Consider the following 19,528-nt stretch of genomic DNA (forward strand, 5'->3'; position numbering starts at 1 on the left):
ACTAGAAAGGATGGCTATGAAACTGTTAGAACCGATGTCTTTGGGTGAGTTAAACCTTGCTAATCGTGCCATTATGGCACCATTGACGCGCAGTCGGGCGGGGATGGAGCATTTACCGAATGCATTAATGGCCCAGTATTACGCACAGCGTGCCAGTGCAGGTTTGATCATTACCGAGTGCACGATGATCCTACCTAATACCTCGGCGTTTATTGCCGAACCCGGTATTTATTCCGCCGAGCAAGTGGAGGGATGGCAGCTAGTCACGCAGGCGGTACATGCTAAAGGCGGTAAGATCTTCCTCCAAATATGGCATGCTGGGCGCGCAGCCCATCCGAATATGTGCAATGGTCAGCAACCGATTTCGGCGAGTGCGCTGGCGATTGAGGGGGATACGCACACACCACAAGGTAAAGCGGACTATGTTTTGCCTCGTGCGGTCAGTACAGATGAAATTCCGGGTTTAGTGAAGGCCTTTGCCCAAGCTGCCCGCCATGCTAGGCAAGCCGGTTTTGATGGGGTCGAAGTGCATGGTGCTAATGGTTATTTGATTGACCAGTTCTTGCGTGATGGTTCGAATCAGCGCACCGATGATTACGGTGGCTCCGTTGAGCATCGTGCACGTTTCTTGTTTGAAGTGCTGGAAGCGGTCACTGCTGAAATAGGCAGTGAGCGGGTAGGTTTACGTTTATCCTTATTAAATAGTTATAACAGCATGATTGACAGCGATCCGATAGGGTTGGCTAAATTTTTAGGGGAGCGTTTGAACGCTTTTAATTTGGCTTATGTGCATGTGATGCGTAGTGATTTCTTTGGTGTCCAAAAAGGTGATGTGCTTACCCCTCTGCGTGAGGCTTATCAAGGCGTTATTATTAGTAATATGGGGTATAGTGCTGCAGAGGCTGAGCAAGCTATTCAGGCCGGACAGGTGGATGCCGTCGCTTTTGGTACCGGCTTTTTAGCAAACCCTGATTTGCCAGAGCGGATTCGTACCGGAGCGGCTTGGAATGCACCGAATCCGCAGACTTTTTATACCCCAGGCGCAGAAGGTTATACCGATTATCCGTCGCTGGGATAGAGTGAGCTAACTGAGGGCTAGCTGCTGGTTAAGAGTAGCTAGTTTTTGCGCAAGCGGCTGACGATTTTTGCTGTTGCCGTTCACTAAGCATGACAAAGCTCTTGGGCTGAAAATCTTATTGTTGCAAAGATTGATGCAAGGCTGCAACAAAAGCTGCAACAATCCAAGTGCTAAGAACTGCCGAAGAGCTAGGCTAACTTATGCTATATTTAGACCATGCGTACCTTATTCCTACTCAGCATTTTGCCTTTTATCTTTGCCGCGAGTCAGTTAGCAAACTCACCTGCTGCAACTGCGATGGCTAACCCTGCCGCGATTGAGCCGTTTATTCCGAAAAACTTTACCTTTTTAAAGATAGCTGAAGGTAGGCTCAATACGGACAGTGAAACGGATTATGCAGTCGTGGTGGAGCGAGCTGCCTCAGCCACTCAATCGGCTGCTCGCCGCTTATTAGTGATCCTTAGTGATCCTGAGGTTGAAGGGGGGTTAAAGATCGCACAACAGTATTGGCGCTTTATTCCTTTGCCAGTTGAAGGAGACGATCCCTTTTCGCAGCTGATGATTCTTGATGGGGCGCTGGAAGTCCAGTTCAAACCGCCGAATGCGGGGCGTTCACACGTGACTTATACTTTTAAGCCAGAAGGTCGGCGTTTTGTATTAAGTCGGTTGCAACGCTATACAGTAAAGCCGACGACGGGCATGTTTAAGGAGACGCTCATTCATCTTGAACAAGGTGAGCGTGAATTCACCTCAGGGAGCATGTCGAGTCCACGCCATCTAAAAAAGCTAGAAAAGTTTAAGCCGGAGCAAACCTGGACGCCGTGTCGGATTGATGATCCACTCAATTTTGAGCCTTAAATTCGACTGCACTTTTCCTGCATAATACCTTCGTTAAATTTCCGCAAATTATTGATTAAATAAACTTTTAACCTCGGCCAAGGCAGTTGCAGCGAGTATGAGCAAACAAATTTTAGTGGTTGATGATGATCTGCATATCCGTGAAGTGATTAGCTTTGCCCTCGAAAAAGCAGGAATGAGCGTGCGTCAAGCTGGCGATGGGCGTGAGGCTGTACAAAGCTTTCGTGAACAAGCCGCTGATTTATTAGTGCTTGATATTAATATGCCAGAAATGGATGGTTTAGAGGTTTGCCGTGAGTTACGCAAAACTTCGAATGTACCGATTTTGTTTTTATCATCGCGGGATGATGAAATTGATCGGATTCTGGGTTTAGAAATCGGTGGTGATGATTATGTCACCAAACCGTTTAGTCCCCGTGAGTTGGTGGCGAGGATTAATGCCATTCTCAAGCGTACTCAGCCTGTTAGTGCCGAGCCAAGTCCGCCTTCAGATCATTTAATTCGTGGCAAATTAATGGTTAGCCCACAACAACATTTAGCCACTTGGGATCAGCAAGCGGTGCATTTAACGGCTACCGAATTTGGGATGTTAATCTTGCTTGCCCGTCATCCGAATCGAGTATTTAACCGTGATCATATTATGCAGCAAGCCTATGATAATCAGGTTTATGTGAGTGATCGCACCATTGATAGCCATATTCGCCATATTCGGCAGAAGTTTGTGGAAGTGGGCTGTGTAAATATTATTGATACGGTTCATGGAGTTGGTTATAAGCTTGCACCATGCTAGTTAATGCCCGTTTATCTCTGCCGAAAAAGCTACGCTTTAGCCTACGTAGCATTCTGTTGATTATGATGCTGACCTTATTACTCTTGCCTTTGGCGACCTTATATTTTTTTCGGATTTATGAAAATGAATTAGTTCGCCAAACCGAGTTAGAGTTGATTGCACAGGGCGCTAGTTTAGCCGCGAGCTATCGGCAGATGATGCGCCTCACGCATCCGAAAGTGGCTGATTACGGTTATGTCTTAAGTTATTCCCCTTTGATTGCTGGCCAGCGGCGCTCGTATATGCGCGACGAAGTGATTGATCCTTATTATACGCCGATCACCCCTGAATTAGACTTAGTTAAGCCTGTTTATGCTCCGCGTCCTGATCCAATAGCGACTCCACAAGTGGCGGATGCTTACGCCCGTAAAGCAGGAGCGTTATTGATACCAGTAATTCAAAATACCCAACAAGTGATGCTAGCTGGGATAAGAATTTTAGATATGAAGGGTATTGTGGTTGCAGGCAAAGACGATTTAGGTATGTCTTTAGCGCATGTTCCCGAGGTCAGTCAAGCACTCAAAGGCCACTACGCGAGCTTAATTCGCCAACGGGTTTCAGATGAGCCACCGCCTCCTTTGTATTCTTTAAGTCGTGGTACGCATATTCGTGTCTTTGCGGCCTTTCCGATTATTGAGGGGAATCGTTTGCAAGGGGTAGTTTATCTATCACGCACGCCGAAAAATATTCTCAAACACCTGTATTTGGTACAAGACAAGTTGTATTTAGCCACAGGGATTTTGCTCAGTGTGGCGGTGTTATTGGTGCTCTTTCTTTCTTCAAGTTTGTCACGTCCAATTCGGGAACTGATTCGGCAAACTCAGCAAGTCGCTCAAGGTGAGCTACCCTATGTACAACCCTTGAAAAATCCAGTGACTTATGAACTCGCCCAGCTTTCAGACAGTTTTGCCAGTATGTCGCAAGCCTTAGCTGAGCGTTCTGATTATATTCGTCGCTTTGCTTCGCATGTTTCGCATGAGTTTAAAACGCCCCTTACTTCCATGCAGGGGGCGCTAGAGTTATTAAATGAGCATATCGACACCATGCCACCGGAGCGTCGCCAGCGTTTTTTGGATAATCTGCTTAGCGATACCCAACGCTTAAAAAATCTGGTGAGTCGCTTGTTAGAGTTAGCCCGTGCCGATGCTTTAGAGCCGAGCAAGCAAACCAGTCAGTTGCCGGAGCTACTGCGCGCAATGACCAATCGCTATCATGAACGCGGTTTAGCGTTGGAGGTATTGGATCTGCCGGCGCTGCCCTTAGCAATCGCCCCTGATGCCTTAGAGTCGGTACTGGGGAATTTGTTTGATAATAGCCTACATCATGGGGCTTCTGTGGTGCGCTTAACGGCGAGGGTTGGGGCTGAACGGTTATGGCTGTCTTTGCAGGATAACGGCCAAGGTATCTCCCCAGCTAATCGTGAGCGCATCTTTACACCTTTTTTTACAACTCGCCGCAATGAAGGTGGAACGGGCTTAGGTTTAGAGATTGTGGCCTCCTTGCTGAAGGCCTATAACGCGAGTATCTCGCTAGGCTCAGCCGAATCAGGGGCAGAATTTATACTAGAATTGGCCTTAGCGACTTAATTCCGATAGGGTCGTTGCTGCTTTCTTAGCTTAACAACCATCGTTTTTATAGAATGTTTTATGCGAAACATTCTGTTTTTATTTAATGGCTAACCTAGTTATACTGCACTGCATCATACTGGTTGCTAATTTAAGCAATACATCAGTAAAGCATTAATTTGTTAATTTATTAATTTTTAAGGAGAAAATAATGTTACCGAATAGTGAAGGCAAAAAAGTTCCTCAGGTTACCTTCCATACCCGCCAGAACAATGCTTGGGTTGATGTAACGACTGACGAATTATTCAAAGGCAAGACGGTCGTCGTGTTCTCTTTACCCGGTGCATTCACACCTACCTGTTCTTCTACCCATGTGCCACGCTATAACCAATTGGCGGATGCACTAAAAGCGAATGGCGTGGATGAGATTATTTGTATGTCGGTCAACGATACCTTCGTGATGAATGAGTGGAAGGCCGCGCAAGAGGCCGACAAACTCACTTTTATTCCTGATGGGAATGGCGAATTCACCGAAGGCATGGGTTTGTTAGTCGACAAAGATAACCTGGGCTTTGGCAAGCGTTCATGGCGTTATTCAATGCTGGTGAAAGATGGTACGGTCGTGAAAATGTTCATCGAACCTGAAAAAGATGGCGACCCCTTCGAAGTCTCTGACGCTGATACCATGCTGAACTACATTGCTCCTAGAGCAAAGAAGCCTTTGGATGTGACAGTCTTCAGTCGTTTAGGTTGTCCATTCTGTGCTAAGGCGAAAGCTCAGCTGAAAGAAAAAGGGATTGCCTTTGATGAGTTAGTTTTGAATAAAGACTATCGCAATGTGACGCTGCGTGCGGTCGCGGGTCAAGATTCAGTCCCCCAAATCTTTATCAATGGCCAGCATATTGGTGGCTCTGACAAATTAGAGGCTTGGTTAGCCAGCAACACCTAACCGCTCTGTCGGTTTAGACTTAGGCTAGCCTGGGTTTCAAAGAGAACAGGCTAGCTGCAATTTTCACCGACATTTTCATTGGCTTAAGTCGAGAGGATCTTATGAACCAGCATTATGACGTGATTGCGATTGGTGCAGGAAGTGGCGGTTTATCCGTGGTTGAAAAAGCAGCCGCTTACGGTAAAAAAGCCGCTGTGGTTGAAATGAATGACGATCTAGGTGGTACTTGCGTCAATCGGGGTTGTGTTCCGAAAAAGGTCATGTGGTATGCCGCAGAATTGGCGCATGCTCAAGTTCATGCCCGCGATTATGGCTTTGATCTCACTCCGGGCAAGGTGGATTGGACTAAGTTAGTCATGAAGCGCGAGAACCTGATTGACGGGATTAATGATTGGTATCGGGATGATTTTCTAGCTAAGGCGGGAATTGATTTAATTTACGGTCAAGCTCGGTTTCTTGATGCACATACCTTAGAAGTGAGAGGCGAGCGCTATACGGCTGATCATATTGTGATTGCGACTGGCAGCCGTCCTTTGGTGTTTAAGGATATACCGGGTGCTGAGTTAGGGATTACTTCGGATGGTTTTTTTGAATTAGAAGAGCAACCCCAAAAAGTGGCAGTAGTCGGTGGTGGTTATATTGCCTTAGAATTGGCAGGGGTCTTAAATGCACTAGGTAGTGATACGCATTTATTGCACCAAGGTTTTCCAGTTTTAATTGGCTTCGATGCTATGATTCAGCAAGGTTTGCGTAAGCAAATGGAAGCAGATGGTATTACTTTTCATGATAATGATAAAATTGCTAGTATCGAAAAACAGAATAATGGCCAATTAACCGTGCATTATCAAAGCGGTGAAACTTTAGAAAATTTAGATCAACTGATTTGGGCCATTGGGCGCGTACCGAATACCGATGATTTAGGTTTGAATACTATTGGTTTACAACCTGCCAAGAATGGCTTGATTGATGTGAATGAGTATCAAGAAACCTCGGTTGCCGGTGTTTATGCCATTGGCGATATTATCAATAAGCGCGGAGTGCAATTAACGCCAGTTGCGATTGCTGCCGGTCGACGTTTATCTGATCGCTTATTCGGTGGTATGCAAGGGCGTAAAGTGGATTATAATTTAATTCCTACGGTAATGTTTACTCATCCACCCATTGGCACGATTGGCTTATCGGAAGAGGCCGCTCGTGAGCAATACGGTGATGAAGTGAAGGTTTATCAAACCGATTTTAATTCCATGTATTATTCATTTGTGAAGCACAAAGTTAAAACCTATATGAAACTCATTGTGGTGGGCAAAGACGAAAAAATCGTTGGTTGCCATGCGATGGGCAAAGGTGTCGATGAAATGATGCAAGGTTTTGCAGTAGCATTGAAAATGGGGGCAACCAAGCAAGACTTTGATGACACGATAGCGATTCATCCAGTGAGTGCCGAAGAAATGGTGACAATGAAATAGGGTACAGGCTCAATAAGATTAACTTTTCATTACCAAATGCTTACTTATCCGTAACTGGATATTTGGTCGGATTGCTTTAAAATCACCTTATTGCACTAAACAACAGCTAATCAGTCGTTGTTTTCACTTCGCAGTTTGGGGTTTTGAAGTGATTCAATCCCCCTTTTTTAAAATACATTTGGATCAGACCGCTAGCGGCTCTTTCCTACACTGAAAAAAATCAATCCTAAGGCCAAATCCAACCCACTGAGGTTTGGCTTAGGATAAATCCTGTCGCACCGGAGTTTTGCTCCGGTGTTTTTACGGATATTCGTTTACTCGACTTGCAAGGCATCCCGCTCACGGCAGCTTAAAGTCGTATATTGACCTGCAGGTAGTTTAGCTTTTAAACCCAGTTCTTTTAACACCGTTTTAAGATCGACCTTGTTTTCCACTGAGCAAGCATTGGCTTTGGCAAAAGCTTGTAGGGCGCTATCATCACCTGTTAAACGCACCGTAATTCCCGCACCTGCATTCACACAGCAGCCAATATAAGCCGTCATGTACTCTTCTTCGATCATGACTAACTCGTGCCCCATAAAGTGGGCAGGCTTATTCACTAAATAATAATCGGTGTAATCAGCACGTAGGTTAGGCTTTTTATTCACAATTCCAGCGCGCATATAGGCCTGAATCGCTTGGCCAGAATCACCGATGCGCTCAGCTTTAGCAGGGTCATAGCGCAAAGCATCACTGAGCCCTTGCTCGAGTTGACTCGCTTGAGTCGTGCCTGCAGCATGAGCTGCTTGCATAACTACTGCTAAACTTAAGCTCAATAACAGGGATTTCAAAGTTAAAACAGGCATCTTAGTCAGTCCTTACCATGAGTTATATTTATTCGAGCACACGCTTAAATAATTGTTCAACTTCGGTGTTGCCAATTTATTTACTAACTAACTTGGGCGCGAGTATAGTTTATCGGCCATGTCAATAAGCCATTGACCGCTTGGCGCTGATTATGGTCTGTTTTATTGGCGTAGGTCTCTCTAAAATGGACAGCCTTCTACCTAAAACAACAGGACTAGGCGATGTTTCAGGCTTTACGCAAACCCGAAGTGCTAATCACGACCTTAGCTGCAGCGGGGATATTGATGGTGACGATGGGGACACGACAATCTTTAGGGTTGTTTATCGAACCATTGACGACCAGTACTGGTTTGGCGATTACCACGATTAGCCTAGCTTTAGCGATTGGCCAATTTACTTGGGGGGCTATTCAGCCTGTAGCAGGTGCGCTTTCGGATCGTTATGGTCCACAAGCTATTTTAGTGGTGGCCTTGTTGGTCTTGGCTTTCGGTGTGGGTATTACGCCTTTTATGAGTTCTGGTTTTGGGCTGATGGTATCACTTGGACTATTCTTGGCGATAGGTTCAGGTGCGGGGAGTTTCTCGGTATTGATTGGGGCAGCCGCGCAGCGATTACCCGTTGAGGCGCGAGCCGAGGCTTCAGGGGTGATCAATGCGGGTGGCTCATTCGGGCAGTTTGTGTTTGCGCCACTGATGCAAAAATGTATCCAAGTGTTTGGCTGGATGGGGGCGATGTGGACGATGATGCTGATCACCCTCGCTGCTTTGCCGCTGATTGCGCGTTTAATGGGTAAGGAAAAGTTTGTACCAGCGCCCAAAACAAAGGATGGGGGTGTCTGGCAAGCGGTTAAGGTGGCGATGCAAGATCCAAGCTACTTGCTGCTGCATTTAGGGTTTTTTACTTGTGGCTTTCATATTGCTTTTTTGGTGACGCATTTACCCGGCGAGGTGAATCTCTGTGGTTTGCCGCCTACGGTCGCAAGCTGGTCATTAGCCATTATTGGCCTGTCAAATATTTTTGGCAGTCTCTATGCGGGTTATTGTGTGTCGCGCTATCGCAGTAAATATGTATTGGCTGCCATGTATGCTTCGCGGGCTTTATTAGTGATTTGGTATCTGATGATGCCACGTACTGAGTGGACCTTTTATATTTTTGCGATAGGCTTAGGTTTTACTTGGTTAGCGACCGTACCCCCGACGGCCGCGATTGTGAGTAAATTGTTTGGGGTGCGTTATCTGGCAACCTTATTTGGTTTAACCGTCTTTACGCATCAACTCGGCGGTTTCTTAGGCGCTTATTTAGGTGGCTGGTCGATTACCCGTTTCGGTGATTTTACGTGGATGTGGTATGCCGATATTGCCCTTGCCCTGCTAGCGGCCGTGGCTAATTTACCGATTCGGGAACAGAAGGTGGTTCGTCCGGTAGTGGCTGTTGCCTAGGGACGGGATGCATGGTTGGGCGCTGTGTATACTGCATGCTACTGACTGCAGTGGGCGAGTCGGTGTGAAAGGCTGATACCACTAAAGCAGTGGCGAGTGCATAGCACATTCCGCCACTTAAGCTAATGGCAGTCGAGACCCCAACTTATTGGCTGGCTAAACAGCCTTCAAAGTTTAAGTCAGTGCTCCTAGCGCCCGTAGGGCAGCGATTTGCTCAGGACTATAAGCGAGTTCCGCCAAAATGCTGGCAGTATCCTCTCCCGCTCCTGTGGGAGCAATTGGTGCTTTGGCGGGTGTGCGACTCAATCGAGGGGCGGGGGCTGCTTGCAAAACCTCATTGACACGTACAAAGTTGCCACGTGCTGCATTATGCGGGTGTGCTTCCACTTCGTTGAAATCAAGGACGGGCGCGACACAGGCATCACTCCCCTCAAAAAGACTTAACCATTCGGCTTGCGTCTTCTGCCGGAAAATCTCGGCATAGTACTGGCTACGCTCTGGCCAATTTGCTTTTTGATATTGACTAGAGTAATGCTCGCTAGGGAGCGCTGCTTTGGTTAATAACTCTTTAAAGAAATGGGGTTCTAACGGGGCGACGGCAAGGTATTTGTTATCCGCTGTGGCATAGCAACGATAAAAGGGTGCTCCACCATCTAAGAAATTCGCTTCACGTTCAATAGTCCACCATTGGCGTGCCAACCAAGTATGTAATAAACCCATCATGGCAGGTACGCCATCGACCATCGCTGCATCAATGACTTGGCCTTGACCCGAGCGGTCGCGCTCATATAAAGCAGCGAGGATGCCCAGTAATAAAAACATCGTTCCACCCCCATAATCAGCGACTAAATTCAACGGTGGCATCGGTGGCTGGCCAGCAACTCCGAGTGGATACAGGGCGCCTGTGAGTGCTAAATAATTCAGATCATGCCCCGCCGTTTGTGCCAATGGGCCTGTTTGCCCCCAACCCGTCATCCGGCCATAAATCAGCTTTGGATTATGACTCAAACAGGCTTCAGGACCTAAACCAAGTTTCTCCATCACACCGGGGCGAAAACCTTCAATGACAACATCCGCTGCGGCGATCAGTTGCTGAGCAATGGCTAGACCTGCAGGATTTTTTAAGTCGAGCGCGATTGAGCGTTTATGTCGCCGATTAATATCTGTTGGGTCAGCGGGCGTTGAGGTTCGATCAATCACAATCACCTCAGCCCCTAAATCAGCTAGCAGCTGTCCAGCTAAAGGGGCAGGGCCAAGACCCGCCATTTCAATGACCTTGAGTTGATGCAATGCTGTGCCCATAAACTTGCCTTGTTAGCGAAAAAACAAGCCTAAGTTTAGCTGATTTATTATGCATAAATCTTGTTGCGACCCAATAAAGACAGGCGTATAAGAATCTGGCGAGAGCTGGAACTTCAGGGAAGGATCTTGAGTCTATCGAGTAGAAGTTTCACGCTAAAGATTTAAATAAAGCTATTTTCAGGAAGTCAATTTACTATGAAATTAACAAAAACAAGTTTAGCCATCACGGCGCTTTTCTTTTGCCTAGGTACGAGTGCTGCCTTCGCTGCTGATCCTGCGACAGCACCCGCTGAACCCACTTTAATCGTCGAAGATACTATTGATTCAAGTGATGAAGTCGATGCGGCTAATCCCGAAATGGATAGCGCTGAATTACAAGCAGAAATCCGAATCGCTTGTGAGGAATTTGCGATTGATGAAAAAGTAGCTGAAGACAAAGTGCCTGAATTTGTCGATGCCTGTGTGGCTGAAAATATGCCAGCAGAAGAAGCGGATACGATAGAAACCGTCGATAGTGAGCTACCTGAGCTTGAGGAGTCAGCGCCTGAGACAACACCTTCGGTCGTGGCCGGTCAACCGACTACCCAAGAGTGACCTTAAGCTAAAATTTGTTTATAGTCAGAGCGGGGAGCACCATCTGGTTGCTCCCCGTTTTTTTTCTTATATCCAGTAGTTTGGTATGAATACCTCTCAATTCACTAGTGTTAATGAATGGCTTGAGTTTGACCGTGAGCATCTTTGGCATCCTTATACTTCGATGCAAAATCCACTGGCTTGTTATCCGGTGGAGTCAGCCCAAGGCGTAAGGATTAAGCTGGCCGATGGTCGTGAGCTAATTGATGGTATGGGGTCTTGGTGGTGTGCGATTCATGGTTATAATCACCCGTTTTTGAATGCTGCGATCCAAGAGCAGCTGGGGAAAATGAGCCATATTATGTTTGGTGGCTTAACCCATGAGCCTGCCGTTCGATTAGGCAAGTATTTAGTCGACTTAACGCCAGAACCTTTGCAACAGGTCTTTTTAGCTGATTCGGGTTCGATTTCGATTGAAGTGGCGATTAAAATGGCGCTGCAGTATTGGTATTCACAAGGCCAAGCCAACAAGCATAAATTGCTCACCATACGTGGGGGCTATCATGGCGACCCCTTTGCTTGTATGAGTGTCTGTGATCCAGTCAATGGCATGCATCATATTTTCCAGCGCATTTTACCCAAGCAGCTATTTGCCCCAAGGCCTAGCACTCGTTTCGAGGCAGTGTGGAATCCAGCGGATCTAGCGGAGTTTGAGCAACTCATCCAAGGCCATCAGCATGAACTGGCGGCTGTAATTTTAGAACCTATTGTGCAAGGTGCGGGGGGGATGTGGTTTTATTCGCCGGAGTATTTACGCCAAGTGCGCCGCTTATGTGATGAGTATCAGGTGCTGCTGATTCTGGATGAAATTGCGACCGGCTTTGGGCGTACTGGTGAATTATTTGCCACCATGCATGCAGGTATTAGCCCCGATATTATGTGTGTGGGCAAAGCACTCACTGGGGGGTATCTGACGCTAGCCGCGACGTTAACCACTCGCCAAGTCGCTCTGGGGATTTCGCAAGGTGAAGCGCCCATGTTAATGCATGGCCCGACTTTTATGGCTAATCCGCTGGCTTGTGCGGTAGCTTGTGCCAGCATTGAGCTGCTTCTTGCCTCGCCTTGGCAAGCACAAGTCAAGCAGATTGAGACAATTTTAACAGAAGAATTGCTCCCTCTTTTAGCGCATCCGCAAGTGGCTGATGTGCGCGTACTCGGTGCAATTGGTGTGATAGAAATGCATGAGCCTGTACGGGTGGCTGAGGTTCAGGCACGTTTTGTACAAGAGGGTGTATGGATTCGCCCGTTTGGTAAATTAATTTATATTATGCCCGCTTATTTAATGAGTGCGGCGGATTTGCGTCAATTGACCCGTGGAATGAAGAGTATTTTTAATGATTGATCTGCAATGGATACTCGCCTATTTGGCTTTAGGGGCGGTCGTGGGTTTTTTTGCTGGTTTACTGGGGGTTGGTGGTGGCGGCATTATGGTACCTGCTTTGACCGCATTGTTTGCAGCCCAAGGTTTGCCCTTTGAGCATTTAGTGCATGTCTCCCTTGCGACTTCGATGGCAGCGATTGTTGTTACTTCAGCCTCTAGCCTGAGGGCACATCAACGGCATGGAGCGATTCAGTGGCCTATTGTTAAAGGTATTACCCCGGGTATTTTAATCGGTACCTTTGGGGCGGCACTGATCGCGGCTTATATTCCTTCTTTGCCTTTGGCAATCTTTTTTGTCGTTTTTATGGCTTATGTTGCAGTACAAATGTGGCTGAATATCAAACCTAAACCGTCACGCCAATTGCCGAGTCCCTTAGGTTTAACTGGGGTAGGTTTGGTGATTGGTGGGGTTTCTGCCTTGGTTGCGATTGGTGGAGGTTCATTGTCAGTGCCATTTATGACTTGGTGCAATGTCAAAATTCAGCAAGCGATTGCAACTTCAGCCGCGATTGGCCTACCGATTGCTATCGCCGGTACCTTAGGTTATTTAGTGAGTGGTTGGGGTGTGCAGGGTTTGCCGCAATATACGTTTGGTTTTATCTATTTACCCGCTGCCCTAGCGATTTCTTTAGTAAGTTTTTTTACAGCACCTATCGGCGCTAAGCTGGCACATCGTTTGCCTGTGGCGACCTTGAAAAAGCTATTTGCCCTGTTACTGATTGGCTTAAGTTTGAAAATGCTGCATACCATTCTCACCCGCTAGAATTTGTTGCCTACAGATATATCCTGATAAAACCCCAGTTTATTGAGCAGAGTTGTCTCGCTTAAACCTTCGTTCTATTCATAATGAAAGCGACAAGCTGCAACGTAAATACATCCACCTTCTGGCAAATATACAAGGTGGTGTTCTTTATCAATCCGCCTGGGTTATTAGATAAAAGATCATCGTCGGTGAGGGATGTGAGGGATGAATGACCACTGCGTTTGAAAAGGATTGGATCTTGTCCACGGCCATGCGCAGTTCTAATGAGTGGAGTTTTTCCTATTTGATGACTGAACTTTAGTCCACCTTAAAGCTTCTAAGCGGAATACTAATCAACTTGAGGGCAAAGCATGCAGCGTCGTTTAGGGTGGGTGTTTGGCTTGTGGATTTTATGGTCGGTACCAGCATGGGCAAGTGATTATCAACAGGAAATTAAGCATTTGCTGAATTATATCAAGACTACTGACTGCGATTATCAGCGCAATGGTTTGACCTATACGGGCAGTGAGGCGGTTGTGCATGTGCAACGTAAATACGATTATTTCCAAGCTAAGATTAACTCAGCTGAAGATTTCGTGCGCCTCTGTGCCACTAAGAGTGAATTAACGGGGCAGGCCTATCAGGTGCAATGCCCCAACCAAGCTAAGCAAACTAGTGCGGCTTGGTTATTGAAAGAACTGCAGCAGTTTCGGCAATAACTAAATAGAGGATTAGACGATGGAGACCTCGGATTTAAAGCTCCAAATAAAGCTGCCCATTCTGAATATGCAGTTGATAAGTTTTTAGTTTACCTTCGGCGGGTTCAGCGACGGCTGCGCCCGTTTTTACATTAAATTGCCCGCCATGCAAAGAGCAGTGAATAATTTCACCCTTTAAGCAGCCTAAATACAAGGATGAATCTTCGTGAGTACAGCGATCATCCACTGCAAAAAATTCACCTCCTATATTACAAATCAATACGTGCTGCCCTTGGCCTAGCTCTAAACGCTTAGTTTTGCCTAATGGGATTTCGTTTATACTGCCTGCATCAATCATTGGGAGCGCTCATGAGTCGATTATGGATAATGGGTTGCGGTGATATTGGCCGCCGTGTTGCTCGTTTATATCAAAATCAAGGGGTGGAGGCTACTGGCTGGGTGCGTAGTGCGGCCTCTCTCTCTGTGGGGGTAAAGCAAGGACTGGCTATGCGCCTTGGAGATATGGATCAAGGCTGCTTTTTCCCGCGTAATGCTTTTGAAGAGGCTGAGATTTTTTGGCTGCTGCCGCCGCCGCCGAGTGGTGGGATAGATAGTCGCTTGCGGCGTTTTTTATTAGCCGTACAAGGAGCACCCAAACGTATTGTGTTGATTTCGACCACGGGTGTGTATGGTGATTGTGCAGGTCGTTGGATTGACGAGTCGGAGCCACTTAAACCACAAGTTGAGCGTGCCAAACGGCGTGCAGATGCAGAGCTTGCCCTGCAAGCGTGGGGTAATCAATATAACGGTGATTGGGTCATTCTGCGTGTGCCTGGGATTTATGCGGCAGAGCGTTTACCCTTAGAACGATTACAACGCGGTGAACCGGTGTTGCTTGAGGCAGAAGCCCCCTGGACGAATCGGATTCATGCTGATGATTTGGCGCAGATTTGCGTGCGAGCGATGCAAGTGGCACCTAAACACAGTATTTATAATGCCTGTGATGGAGAGCCTTTAAGCATGACGGCCTATTTTAATCAAGTCGCGCAGGCAACGGGGTTAGCGCCTCCCCCACAACTAAGTTTGGCTGAGGCGAGTTCGGTTGTCAGTGCCGGTATGCTCTCTTATTTACAAGAATCACGGCGCATTAAAAATCATAAACTCCTGAATGAATTAGGTTTGCAGCTGTTATATCCGAATCTCGCGGCGGGATTGAAAGCTGTAATGAGGAACAATTAATGTTATTAGTCATTCCTAAGGTCTTAGATACCGAGCGCTTACAAGAAGTACAAGGTTTATTGCGCCATGCTGATTTTATTGAGGGTAAGCTCTCAGCAGGAAAAGAAGCACAAGCAGTGAAACATAACCAAGAGTTATCCGCCCATAGCCCGCAACGGCGACGCTTAGATGCGCTAGTCATGTCTGCTTTAGTTCAGCATCCTCACTATCAAGCAGCTGTCTTGCCACTTCGGGTAGCGACCGCTTTTTATGCGCGTTATCAAGTGGGCATGGGTTATGGCTTTCATATTGATGATCCGGTGATGGGGCCGATGTCGGGGCGCTATCGGAGCGATATAGCCACCACGATTTTCTTGAATCCTCCTGAGGCTTATGTGGGTGGTGAGCTCGTGATTCGAACGGCATTTGGCGAGCAGTCGATTAAGGCTGAAGCAGGGGCGGCGGTGATTTATCCAGCTAGTACTTGGCATCAAGTAACACCGGTCACTCAAGGTGAGCGTTTGGTTGCAGTAACTTGGGCGCAGAGCTTGGTGAAAAGCCCCGAGCAGCGTGAGCTACTCTATCAATTAGCTCAAGCGCGTGAAGGCTTATTAGCTAAAGCCGCTGATAGTGTCGAGCTAGCCCAGCTCAGTACGGCGTATAGCAATTTAGTGAGAATGTGGAGCGAAGTTTAAGGATCTTGATTCTGCTCGATATACAGTGCTAATTGCAACTCAGCTTTCTGCTGGGTTTCGACGATTTCTTTAGTTTTTTCGTTCTTCATAGCTAAAGCATTCATTTCAGAGCGTATTTTGCTTAAGTTCTGATTGGCTTGCTCGAGTAGTTTTTGTGCGTTCGGAATAGCGGCTCGTAATTGCTCTTCTTGTTGAGACAAAGCGACGAGCTTAGTTTGATACTCTTGCATGACCTGCGGCGTGCAGGCCTGATTTTGTAAGCCTTTAAATAACTCTTCTTGATGCGTCAAACGCCACTCGCGAAACTTCTCCATTTTTATAATGGTTTGTGCCAAATTGCGCTCAGCTTCGGTCACGGCCTGTTTAGCTTGCATGACTTCAGTTTGCTTTTTCTCTAAGCGCCGTTCACGGATTTTTTGTAGTTCGACTAAGCTCATCCGGTAAACCCAGCAATTTGAATTAAACGCCCCACGGTTTCCTGAAAGCTTGAATGCTCATCAGGGTCTTGTTTTAAGAAGGTATTGATGGCATCAATTTTAGCCAAGGCCTCATCAGCTTGTGGATCAGCACCCCGCTGATATTCCCCAACCCGGACTAAGAATTCGATTTCCTTGTGTTTAGCGAGCAATTTACGCAAATGAGCAGCAGCTTGCCGATGTCCCGGAGCAGCAATACGCTGCATTAAACGACTCAAGCTGCCTAAAGCATCCACTGCTGGGTAATGATTTGAGGAGGCAAGATCCCGCGATAAAATGATATGCCCATCCAACAAGGAGCGCACTTCATCACCGACCGGATCAGACATATCATCGCCTTCAATGAGGACGGTATAAAAGGCCGTGATCGAGCCTTGTGCTCCACAACCTGCACGCTCAACGAGCTTGGGTAATTCAGAAAAGACTGAAGGTGGATAACCGCGTCGAGCTGGAGCTTCACCTGCGGCTAGCCCAATTTCCCGTTGTGCGCGTGCAAAGCGGGTTAATGAGTCCATCATTAGCAATACTTTCTTGCCTTGATCACGGAAAAACTCAGCTACTGCGGTGGCGACATAGGCAGCTTTTAAGCGCTCAATGGGTGGGCGATCTGAGGTTGCGACGACTAAAATAGTCCGTTCCATACCAGCAGGACCGAGTGATTCTTCGATAAACTCCCGAACCTCACGCCCCCGCTCGCCAATTAGCGCTATGACATAAACATCCACTTCAGCATGCTTAACTAACATACTAAGAAGTGAGCTTTTGCCAACCCCAGCGCCTGCGAAAATACCGATTCGTTGCCCCACTCCACAGGTAATTAAACCATCTAAGGTTCGAATCCCTAAATGCAAAGGCTCATGTACCATTTGGCGGGTGAGTGGATCTGGTGGGGAGGCATAGAGCGGATAATATTCCTGAATGGCAATCTCAGATCTACCCCCCATACTCTGAATACGGCCAATACCATCGAGTACGCAACCTTTTAAATCCTCACCCACTCCCACCCGTAGCATTTCACCGGTGGCGGTCACTTGAGTATGCACGGATACCCCTTGCATATCTCCAATCGGGGCAAGCAGGGCTATATTTTGCTCAAAACCAATCACTTCTGCAGGAATGGGTGATTCTTCACTCCCATTGCGCAACATGCACAGTTCACCTAGTCTGACTTTAGGAATAATGGCGCGTACCACAGTGCCTGTCACTTGCACGATACGTCCGTGTAAAATCAGTAGATTATGGCTTTTAATCGCTGCTTTCATACGGGTCGGTATATAGTCTAAAGACATCGGTGTTACCTACTGCGTTAAGCGAATTTCGCCGACTGGTTGGACGGATACATTAGCGGTGAGCTCGGGTAAGGACATAATCGGTAGATCAGGAAATTCTGCCGCTAAATGCGTCCTTAAATGCCGTCGTAAATCAAGACTGGTCAAAATGACAGGTCGTGGACCGTCATTAATCAGTTGCCGATTATTTTCTTCGAGCATCCGTAAGTTGTTCATCAAATTGCGATTGACATCAGGCATCAGGGCTAAATGCACACCTGCTGGTGTTTGCCGCACGCTGGTTTGGGCGAGCTTTTCACTTTCTGGGTCAAATAAATAGACGGGTAAGCGCCCTGTGCCATTCGTATAGGTATAAGATAATTGGCGACGCATACCAATCCGCACGCGCTCGGTGAGTAAACCATTATCTTTTTCAGTTTCACCAAATTCGATCATTGTACCTAGAATTTGGCGCATATCCCGCACGGAAACACCTTCACCTAGCAAGCGTCGTAAAATATCGACCATTCGCGTTTTATTCACAGCACGTTGCGCTTCTTGCACTAAAGTGGCATAGCCTGCTGCTTCCAACTTACCCATGAGAGCATGTATTTCCTGCACACCAATAAACTCAGGCGCTTGGCGGCGCAAAATATAAGCCACGTGCCGAGTAAGAATCTGCATTGGAGTGAGTTTGTCGAGGCCACGACTCAGTACTTGTGGTAAGGCATTTTGCCCCGGTGTACTGGTTTCACTTTGGGTTAAAAGGGGTTGTTTAATCCCTAATTGCCCTTGGCCTACAGGAATACCATGCACTGAAATGCGATAACTATCGTCTTCAATTTGTTTAGACAGGCTAATACTGATCCCTTCAAGCGTGACCCCTAAATCTTTATAGAAATCTTCTCGGACTAAAACAAAACTAGTATTCAATTCAGGTAAGGAAATATGGGTACGAGCTGCCTCAGGTAATTCGACTAAGACGGGTGCTAGAGGTTGCATCGCGTCTAAGGCCTCTAAATCTGAGGAAGATGCTCCGCCCGCTAATAACTCAGCCCGTTGATTACCAATCACTGTAACTTCTTCAGCTTCACCAAATTCAAAACGATTTTGAACTCTTTTCAACAGAAAACCAGTTAAACCCAGTACTGCGCCTAAAAAGAAAAACACGATGGTAGGAAAACCGGGGATTAAGCCCATTAAGGTAACAACAGCTGCACCGATTAATAAAGCATTAGGTTGGCCCAAGAGTTGTCGACCAATATCTTCACCGAGATTACTATCCTCATCCACAGTAACCCGCGAAACGATAATACCCGAGGTGATGGAAACAAATAGAGCAGGAATTTGTGAGACTAAACCATCACCAATGGTGAGTAAGGAGTACAGCTCCATCGCTTCGCCAATCGGCATACCGCGTTGGAAGCTACCAATAGCAATCCCACCTACAATATTGACAATAATGATAATCAAGCCTGCGATAGCATCACCCTTGACGAATTTCATCGCGCCGTCCATAGAGCCGAACAGTTGACTCTCTTTTTCCAAATTGGAGCGACGTTTACGGGCATCAGCCATAGTAATGACACCTGCCCGTAGGTCACTATCAATACTCATTTGCTTGCCGGGCATGGCATCTAATGAAAAGCGCGCACTGACTTCCGCAATCCGTTCAGAGCCTTTGGTAATAACAATAAACTGCACAATAGTGATGATCAGGAATACCACAATCCCAACGATCATATTGCCTGCAACAACAAACTCACCAAAGGTTTGAATAATATGTCCGGCTTCACCTTCACTTAAAATAACACGAGTAGTGGCGATACTTAAAGACAGTCGAAACAGCGTACTTAAAAGTAATACCGACGGAAATGAAGAAAATGAGAGTGGTGAAGGTAAATAAATCGCTAGCATTAACATAATAATGGCCAACGACATATTAAAGGCAATCAAAATATCAATGATTAGGGTAGGCAGTGGCATGATCATCATAAAGATCACCATAACCAATAACACCGCCAGTGCTAAATCACTGCGGCGAGTGATTCGATGGAGCAGGCTTTGCGATTGAGCACTTTGCAT

20 protein-coding genes are annotated in these 19,528 nt (G+C 46.8%); 13 read left to right on the forward strand and 7 right to left on the reverse strand.

Annotation, left to right across the window (positions count from 1 at the left end; genetic code table 11):
* Positions 1 to 16: 16 nt before the first annotated feature.
* The 6 genes from B5D50_RS07230 (at position 17) to gorA (ending at position 6,745) form a co-directional block, all read left to right on the forward strand.
* Complete coding sequence (locus B5D50_RS07230) at positions 17 to 1,078, forward strand: alkene reductase (RefSeq protein WP_078921926.1); 1,062 nt, start codon at positions 17 to 19, stop codon at positions 1,076 to 1,078.
* Between the two features lie 216 nt (positions 1,079 to 1,294).
* The gene (locus B5D50_RS07235) at positions 1,295 to 1,936 is read left to right on the forward strand and encodes a hypothetical protein (RefSeq protein ID WP_078921927.1); all 642 of its coding nucleotides are present in this window, start codon (positions 1,295 to 1,297) and stop codon (positions 1,934 to 1,936) included.
* Positions 1,937 to 2,033: 97 nt separating this feature from the next.
* The gene (locus B5D50_RS07240) at positions 2,034 to 2,726 is read left to right on the forward strand and encodes a response regulator transcription factor (protein WP_078921928.1); all 693 of its coding nucleotides are present in this window, start codon (positions 2,034 to 2,036) and stop codon (positions 2,724 to 2,726) included.
* Entirely contained in the window at positions 2,720 to 4,351 is a 1,632-nt protein-coding gene (locus B5D50_RS07245; RefSeq protein WP_078921929.1) for a sensor histidine kinase, read from the forward strand. Before B5D50_RS07240 ends, B5D50_RS07245 begins: the two co-directional genes overlap by 7 nt.
* 190 nt (positions 4,352 to 4,541) lie before the next feature.
* Complete coding sequence (locus B5D50_RS07250) at positions 4,542 to 5,279, forward strand: glutathione peroxidase (RefSeq protein ID WP_078921930.1); 738 nt, start codon at positions 4,542 to 4,544, stop codon at positions 5,277 to 5,279.
* A 101-nt stretch (positions 5,280 to 5,380) separates the two neighbouring features.
* Positions 5,381 to 6,745: a glutathione-disulfide reductase gene (gorA, locus tag B5D50_RS07255; RefSeq protein WP_078921931.1), complete on the forward strand. Its 1,365-nt coding sequence runs from the start codon at positions 5,381 to 5,383 to the stop codon at positions 6,743 to 6,745.
* Positions 6,746 to 7,059: 314 nt separating this feature from the next.
* On the opposite strand, the gene B5D50_RS07260 is transcribed toward gorA, so the two are convergent.
* A complete protein-coding gene (locus tag B5D50_RS07260) occupies positions 7,060 to 7,590 on the reverse strand; it encodes a hypothetical protein (RefSeq protein WP_078921932.1) in 531 nt (176 codons plus the stop codon).
* Between the two features lie 222 nt (positions 7,591 to 7,812).
* On the opposite strand from B5D50_RS07260, the gene B5D50_RS07265 reads away from it, so the two are divergent.
* Positions 7,813 to 9,030: an MFS transporter gene (locus B5D50_RS07265; RefSeq protein ID WP_078921933.1), complete on the forward strand. Its 1,218-nt coding sequence runs from the start codon at positions 7,813 to 7,815 to the stop codon at positions 9,028 to 9,030.
* 174 nt (positions 9,031 to 9,204) lie between these two features.
* Here B5D50_RS07265 and B5D50_RS07270 read toward each other — a convergent pair whose 3' ends face one another.
* Positions 9,205 to 10,332, reverse strand: a complete 1,128-nt coding sequence (locus B5D50_RS07270) for a CaiB/BaiF CoA transferase family protein (protein ID WP_078921934.1) — start codon at positions 10,330 to 10,332, stop codon at positions 9,205 to 9,207.
* A gap of 195 nt (positions 10,333 to 10,527) precedes the next feature.
* Between B5D50_RS07270 and B5D50_RS07275 the strand changes: the two genes are divergently transcribed.
* From B5D50_RS07275 to B5D50_RS07285, 3 genes are all read left to right on the forward strand, one after another.
* A complete protein-coding gene (locus tag B5D50_RS07275) occupies positions 10,528 to 10,926 on the forward strand; it encodes a hypothetical protein (protein ID WP_078921935.1) in 399 nt (132 codons plus the stop codon).
* A gap of 85 nt (positions 10,927 to 11,011) precedes the next feature.
* The gene (gene bioA, locus B5D50_RS07280; protein ID WP_078921936.1) at positions 11,012 to 12,307 is read left to right on the forward strand and encodes an adenosylmethionine--8-amino-7-oxononanoate transaminase; all 1,296 of its coding nucleotides are present in this window, start codon (positions 11,012 to 11,014) and stop codon (positions 12,305 to 12,307) included.
* Complete coding sequence (locus tag B5D50_RS07285; RefSeq protein ID WP_078921937.1) at positions 12,300 to 13,109, forward strand: sulfite exporter TauE/SafE family protein; 810 nt, start codon at positions 12,300 to 12,302, stop codon at positions 13,107 to 13,109. The genes bioA and B5D50_RS07285 overlap by 8 nt, the downstream gene beginning before the upstream one ends.
* Positions 13,110 to 13,183: 74 nt before the next feature.
* On the opposite strand, the gene B5D50_RS20830 is transcribed toward B5D50_RS07285, so the two are convergent.
* Positions 13,184 to 13,264 carry a type II toxin-antitoxin system RelE/ParE family toxin gene (locus B5D50_RS20830; RefSeq protein ID WP_078922126.1) on the reverse strand — a complete coding sequence of 27 codons (81 nt, stop codon included), beginning with the start codon at positions 13,262 to 13,264 and terminating at the stop codon, positions 13,184 to 13,186.
* A 195-nt stretch (positions 13,265 to 13,459) separates the two neighbouring features.
* Here B5D50_RS20830 and B5D50_RS07295 point away from each other — a divergent pair, with 195 nt between their 5' ends.
* Positions 13,460 to 13,807 (forward strand): DUF5329 family protein, encoded by a 348-nt coding sequence (locus B5D50_RS07295; protein ID WP_078921938.1) that lies wholly within the window; start codon positions 13,460 to 13,462, stop codon positions 13,805 to 13,807.
* Positions 13,808 to 13,841: 34 nt separating this feature from the next.
* On the opposite strand, the gene B5D50_RS07300 is transcribed toward B5D50_RS07295, so the two are convergent.
* Complete coding sequence (locus tag B5D50_RS07300; protein ID WP_078921939.1) at positions 13,842 to 14,144, reverse strand: non-heme iron oxygenase ferredoxin subunit; 303 nt, start codon at positions 14,142 to 14,144, stop codon at positions 13,842 to 13,844.
* An 11-nt stretch (positions 14,145 to 14,155) separates the two neighbouring features.
* On the opposite strand from B5D50_RS07300, the gene B5D50_RS07305 reads away from it, so the two are divergent.
* Together B5D50_RS07305 and B5D50_RS07310 are read left to right on the forward strand one after the other, a co-directional pair.
* Entirely contained in the window at positions 14,156 to 15,025 is an 870-nt protein-coding gene (locus B5D50_RS07305; protein WP_078921940.1) for an SDR family oxidoreductase, read from the forward strand.
* On the forward strand, positions 15,025 to 15,699 hold the full coding sequence (locus tag B5D50_RS07310) for a Fe2+-dependent dioxygenase (RefSeq protein ID WP_078921941.1): 675 nt from the start codon (positions 15,025 to 15,027) through the stop codon (positions 15,697 to 15,699). Before B5D50_RS07305 ends, B5D50_RS07310 begins: the two co-directional genes overlap by 1 nt.
* On the opposite strand, the gene sctO is transcribed toward B5D50_RS07310, so the two are convergent.
* From sctO to sctV, 3 genes are read right to left on the reverse strand one after another with little or no spacing between them, the layout of a single operon-like run.
* The gene (sctO, locus tag B5D50_RS07315) at positions 15,696 to 16,136 is read right to left on the reverse strand and encodes a type III secretion system stalk subunit SctO (RefSeq protein ID WP_078921942.1); all 441 of its coding nucleotides are present in this window, start codon (positions 16,134 to 16,136) and stop codon (positions 15,696 to 15,698) included. The two genes, B5D50_RS07310 and sctO, sit on opposite strands and share 4 nt — an antisense overlap.
* Positions 16,133 to 17,464 carry a type III secretion system ATPase SctN gene (gene sctN / locus B5D50_RS07320; RefSeq protein ID WP_078921943.1) on the reverse strand — a complete coding sequence of 444 codons (1,332 nt, stop codon included), beginning with the start codon at positions 17,462 to 17,464 and terminating at the stop codon, positions 16,133 to 16,135. Before sctN ends, sctO begins: the two co-directional genes overlap by 4 nt.
* Before the next feature lie 9 nt (positions 17,465 to 17,473).
* Positions 17,474 to 19,528 (reverse strand): type III secretion system export apparatus subunit SctV, encoded by a 2,055-nt coding sequence (sctV, locus tag B5D50_RS07325; protein WP_078921944.1) that lies wholly within the window; start codon positions 19,526 to 19,528, stop codon positions 17,474 to 17,476.

Source organism: Thiothrix eikelboomii (genome assembly GCF_900167255.1).
Taxonomy (GTDB): domain Bacteria; phylum Pseudomonadota; class Gammaproteobacteria; order Thiotrichales; family Thiotrichaceae; genus Thiolinea; species Thiolinea eikelboomii.

Excerpts from the sequence above, each read along its gene's own strand:
- sctO (WP_078921942.1), bottom strand. The coding sequence starts at position 16,136 with ATGAGCTTAGTCGAACTACAAAAAATCCGTGAACGGCGCTTAGAGAAA.
- B5D50_RS07230 (WP_078921926.1), top strand. The coding sequence starts at position 17 with ATGAAACTGTTAGAACCGATGTCTTTGGGTGAGTTAAACCTTGCTAAT.
- B5D50_RS07250 (WP_078921930.1), top strand. The coding sequence starts at position 4,542 with ATGTTACCGAATAGTGAAGGCAAAAAAGTTCCTCAGGTTACCTTCCAT.
- B5D50_RS07295 (WP_078921938.1), top strand. The coding sequence starts at position 13,460 with ATGCAGCGTCGTTTAGGGTGGGTGTTTGGCTTGTGGATTTTATGGTCG.
- B5D50_RS07245 (WP_078921929.1), top strand. The coding sequence starts at position 2,720 with ATGCTAGTTAATGCCCGTTTATCTCTGCCGAAAAAGCTACGCTTTAGC.
- B5D50_RS07270 (WP_078921934.1), bottom strand. The coding sequence starts at position 10,332 with ATGGGCACAGCATTGCATCAACTCAAGGTCATTGAAATGGCGGGTCTT.
- B5D50_RS07260 (WP_078921932.1), bottom strand. The coding sequence starts at position 7,590 with ATGCCTGTTTTAACTTTGAAATCCCTGTTATTGAGCTTAAGTTTAGCA.
- B5D50_RS07240 (WP_078921928.1), top strand. The coding sequence starts at position 2,034 with ATGAGCAAACAAATTTTAGTGGTTGATGATGATCTGCATATCCGTGAA.
- B5D50_RS07235 (WP_078921927.1), top strand. The coding sequence starts at position 1,295 with ATGCGTACCTTATTCCTACTCAGCATTTTGCCTTTTATCTTTGCCGCG.
- B5D50_RS07275 (WP_078921935.1), top strand. The coding sequence starts at position 10,528 with ATGAAATTAACAAAAACAAGTTTAGCCATCACGGCGCTTTTCTTTTGC.
- B5D50_RS07310 (WP_078921941.1), top strand. The coding sequence starts at position 15,025 with ATGTTATTAGTCATTCCTAAGGTCTTAGATACCGAGCGCTTACAAGAA.
- B5D50_RS07285 (WP_078921937.1), top strand. The coding sequence starts at position 12,300 with ATGATTGATCTGCAATGGATACTCGCCTATTTGGCTTTAGGGGCGGTC.
- sctN (WP_078921943.1), bottom strand. The coding sequence starts at position 17,464 with ATGTCTTTAGACTATATACCGACCCGTATGAAAGCAGCGATTAAAAGC.
- gorA (WP_078921931.1), top strand. The coding sequence starts at position 5,381 with ATGAACCAGCATTATGACGTGATTGCGATTGGTGCAGGAAGTGGCGGT.
- B5D50_RS07305 (WP_078921940.1), top strand. The coding sequence starts at position 14,156 with ATGAGTCGATTATGGATAATGGGTTGCGGTGATATTGGCCGCCGTGTT.
- B5D50_RS07300 (WP_078921939.1), bottom strand. The coding sequence starts at position 14,144 with ATGATTGATGCAGGCAGTATAAACGAAATCCCATTAGGCAAAACTAAG.
- bioA (WP_078921936.1), top strand. The coding sequence starts at position 11,012 with ATGAATACCTCTCAATTCACTAGTGTTAATGAATGGCTTGAGTTTGAC.
- B5D50_RS07265 (WP_078921933.1), top strand. The coding sequence starts at position 7,813 with ATGTTTCAGGCTTTACGCAAACCCGAAGTGCTAATCACGACCTTAGCT.
- sctV (WP_078921944.1), bottom strand. The coding sequence starts at position 19,528 with ATGCAAAGTGCTCAATCGCAAAGCCTGCTCCATCGAATCACTCGCCGC.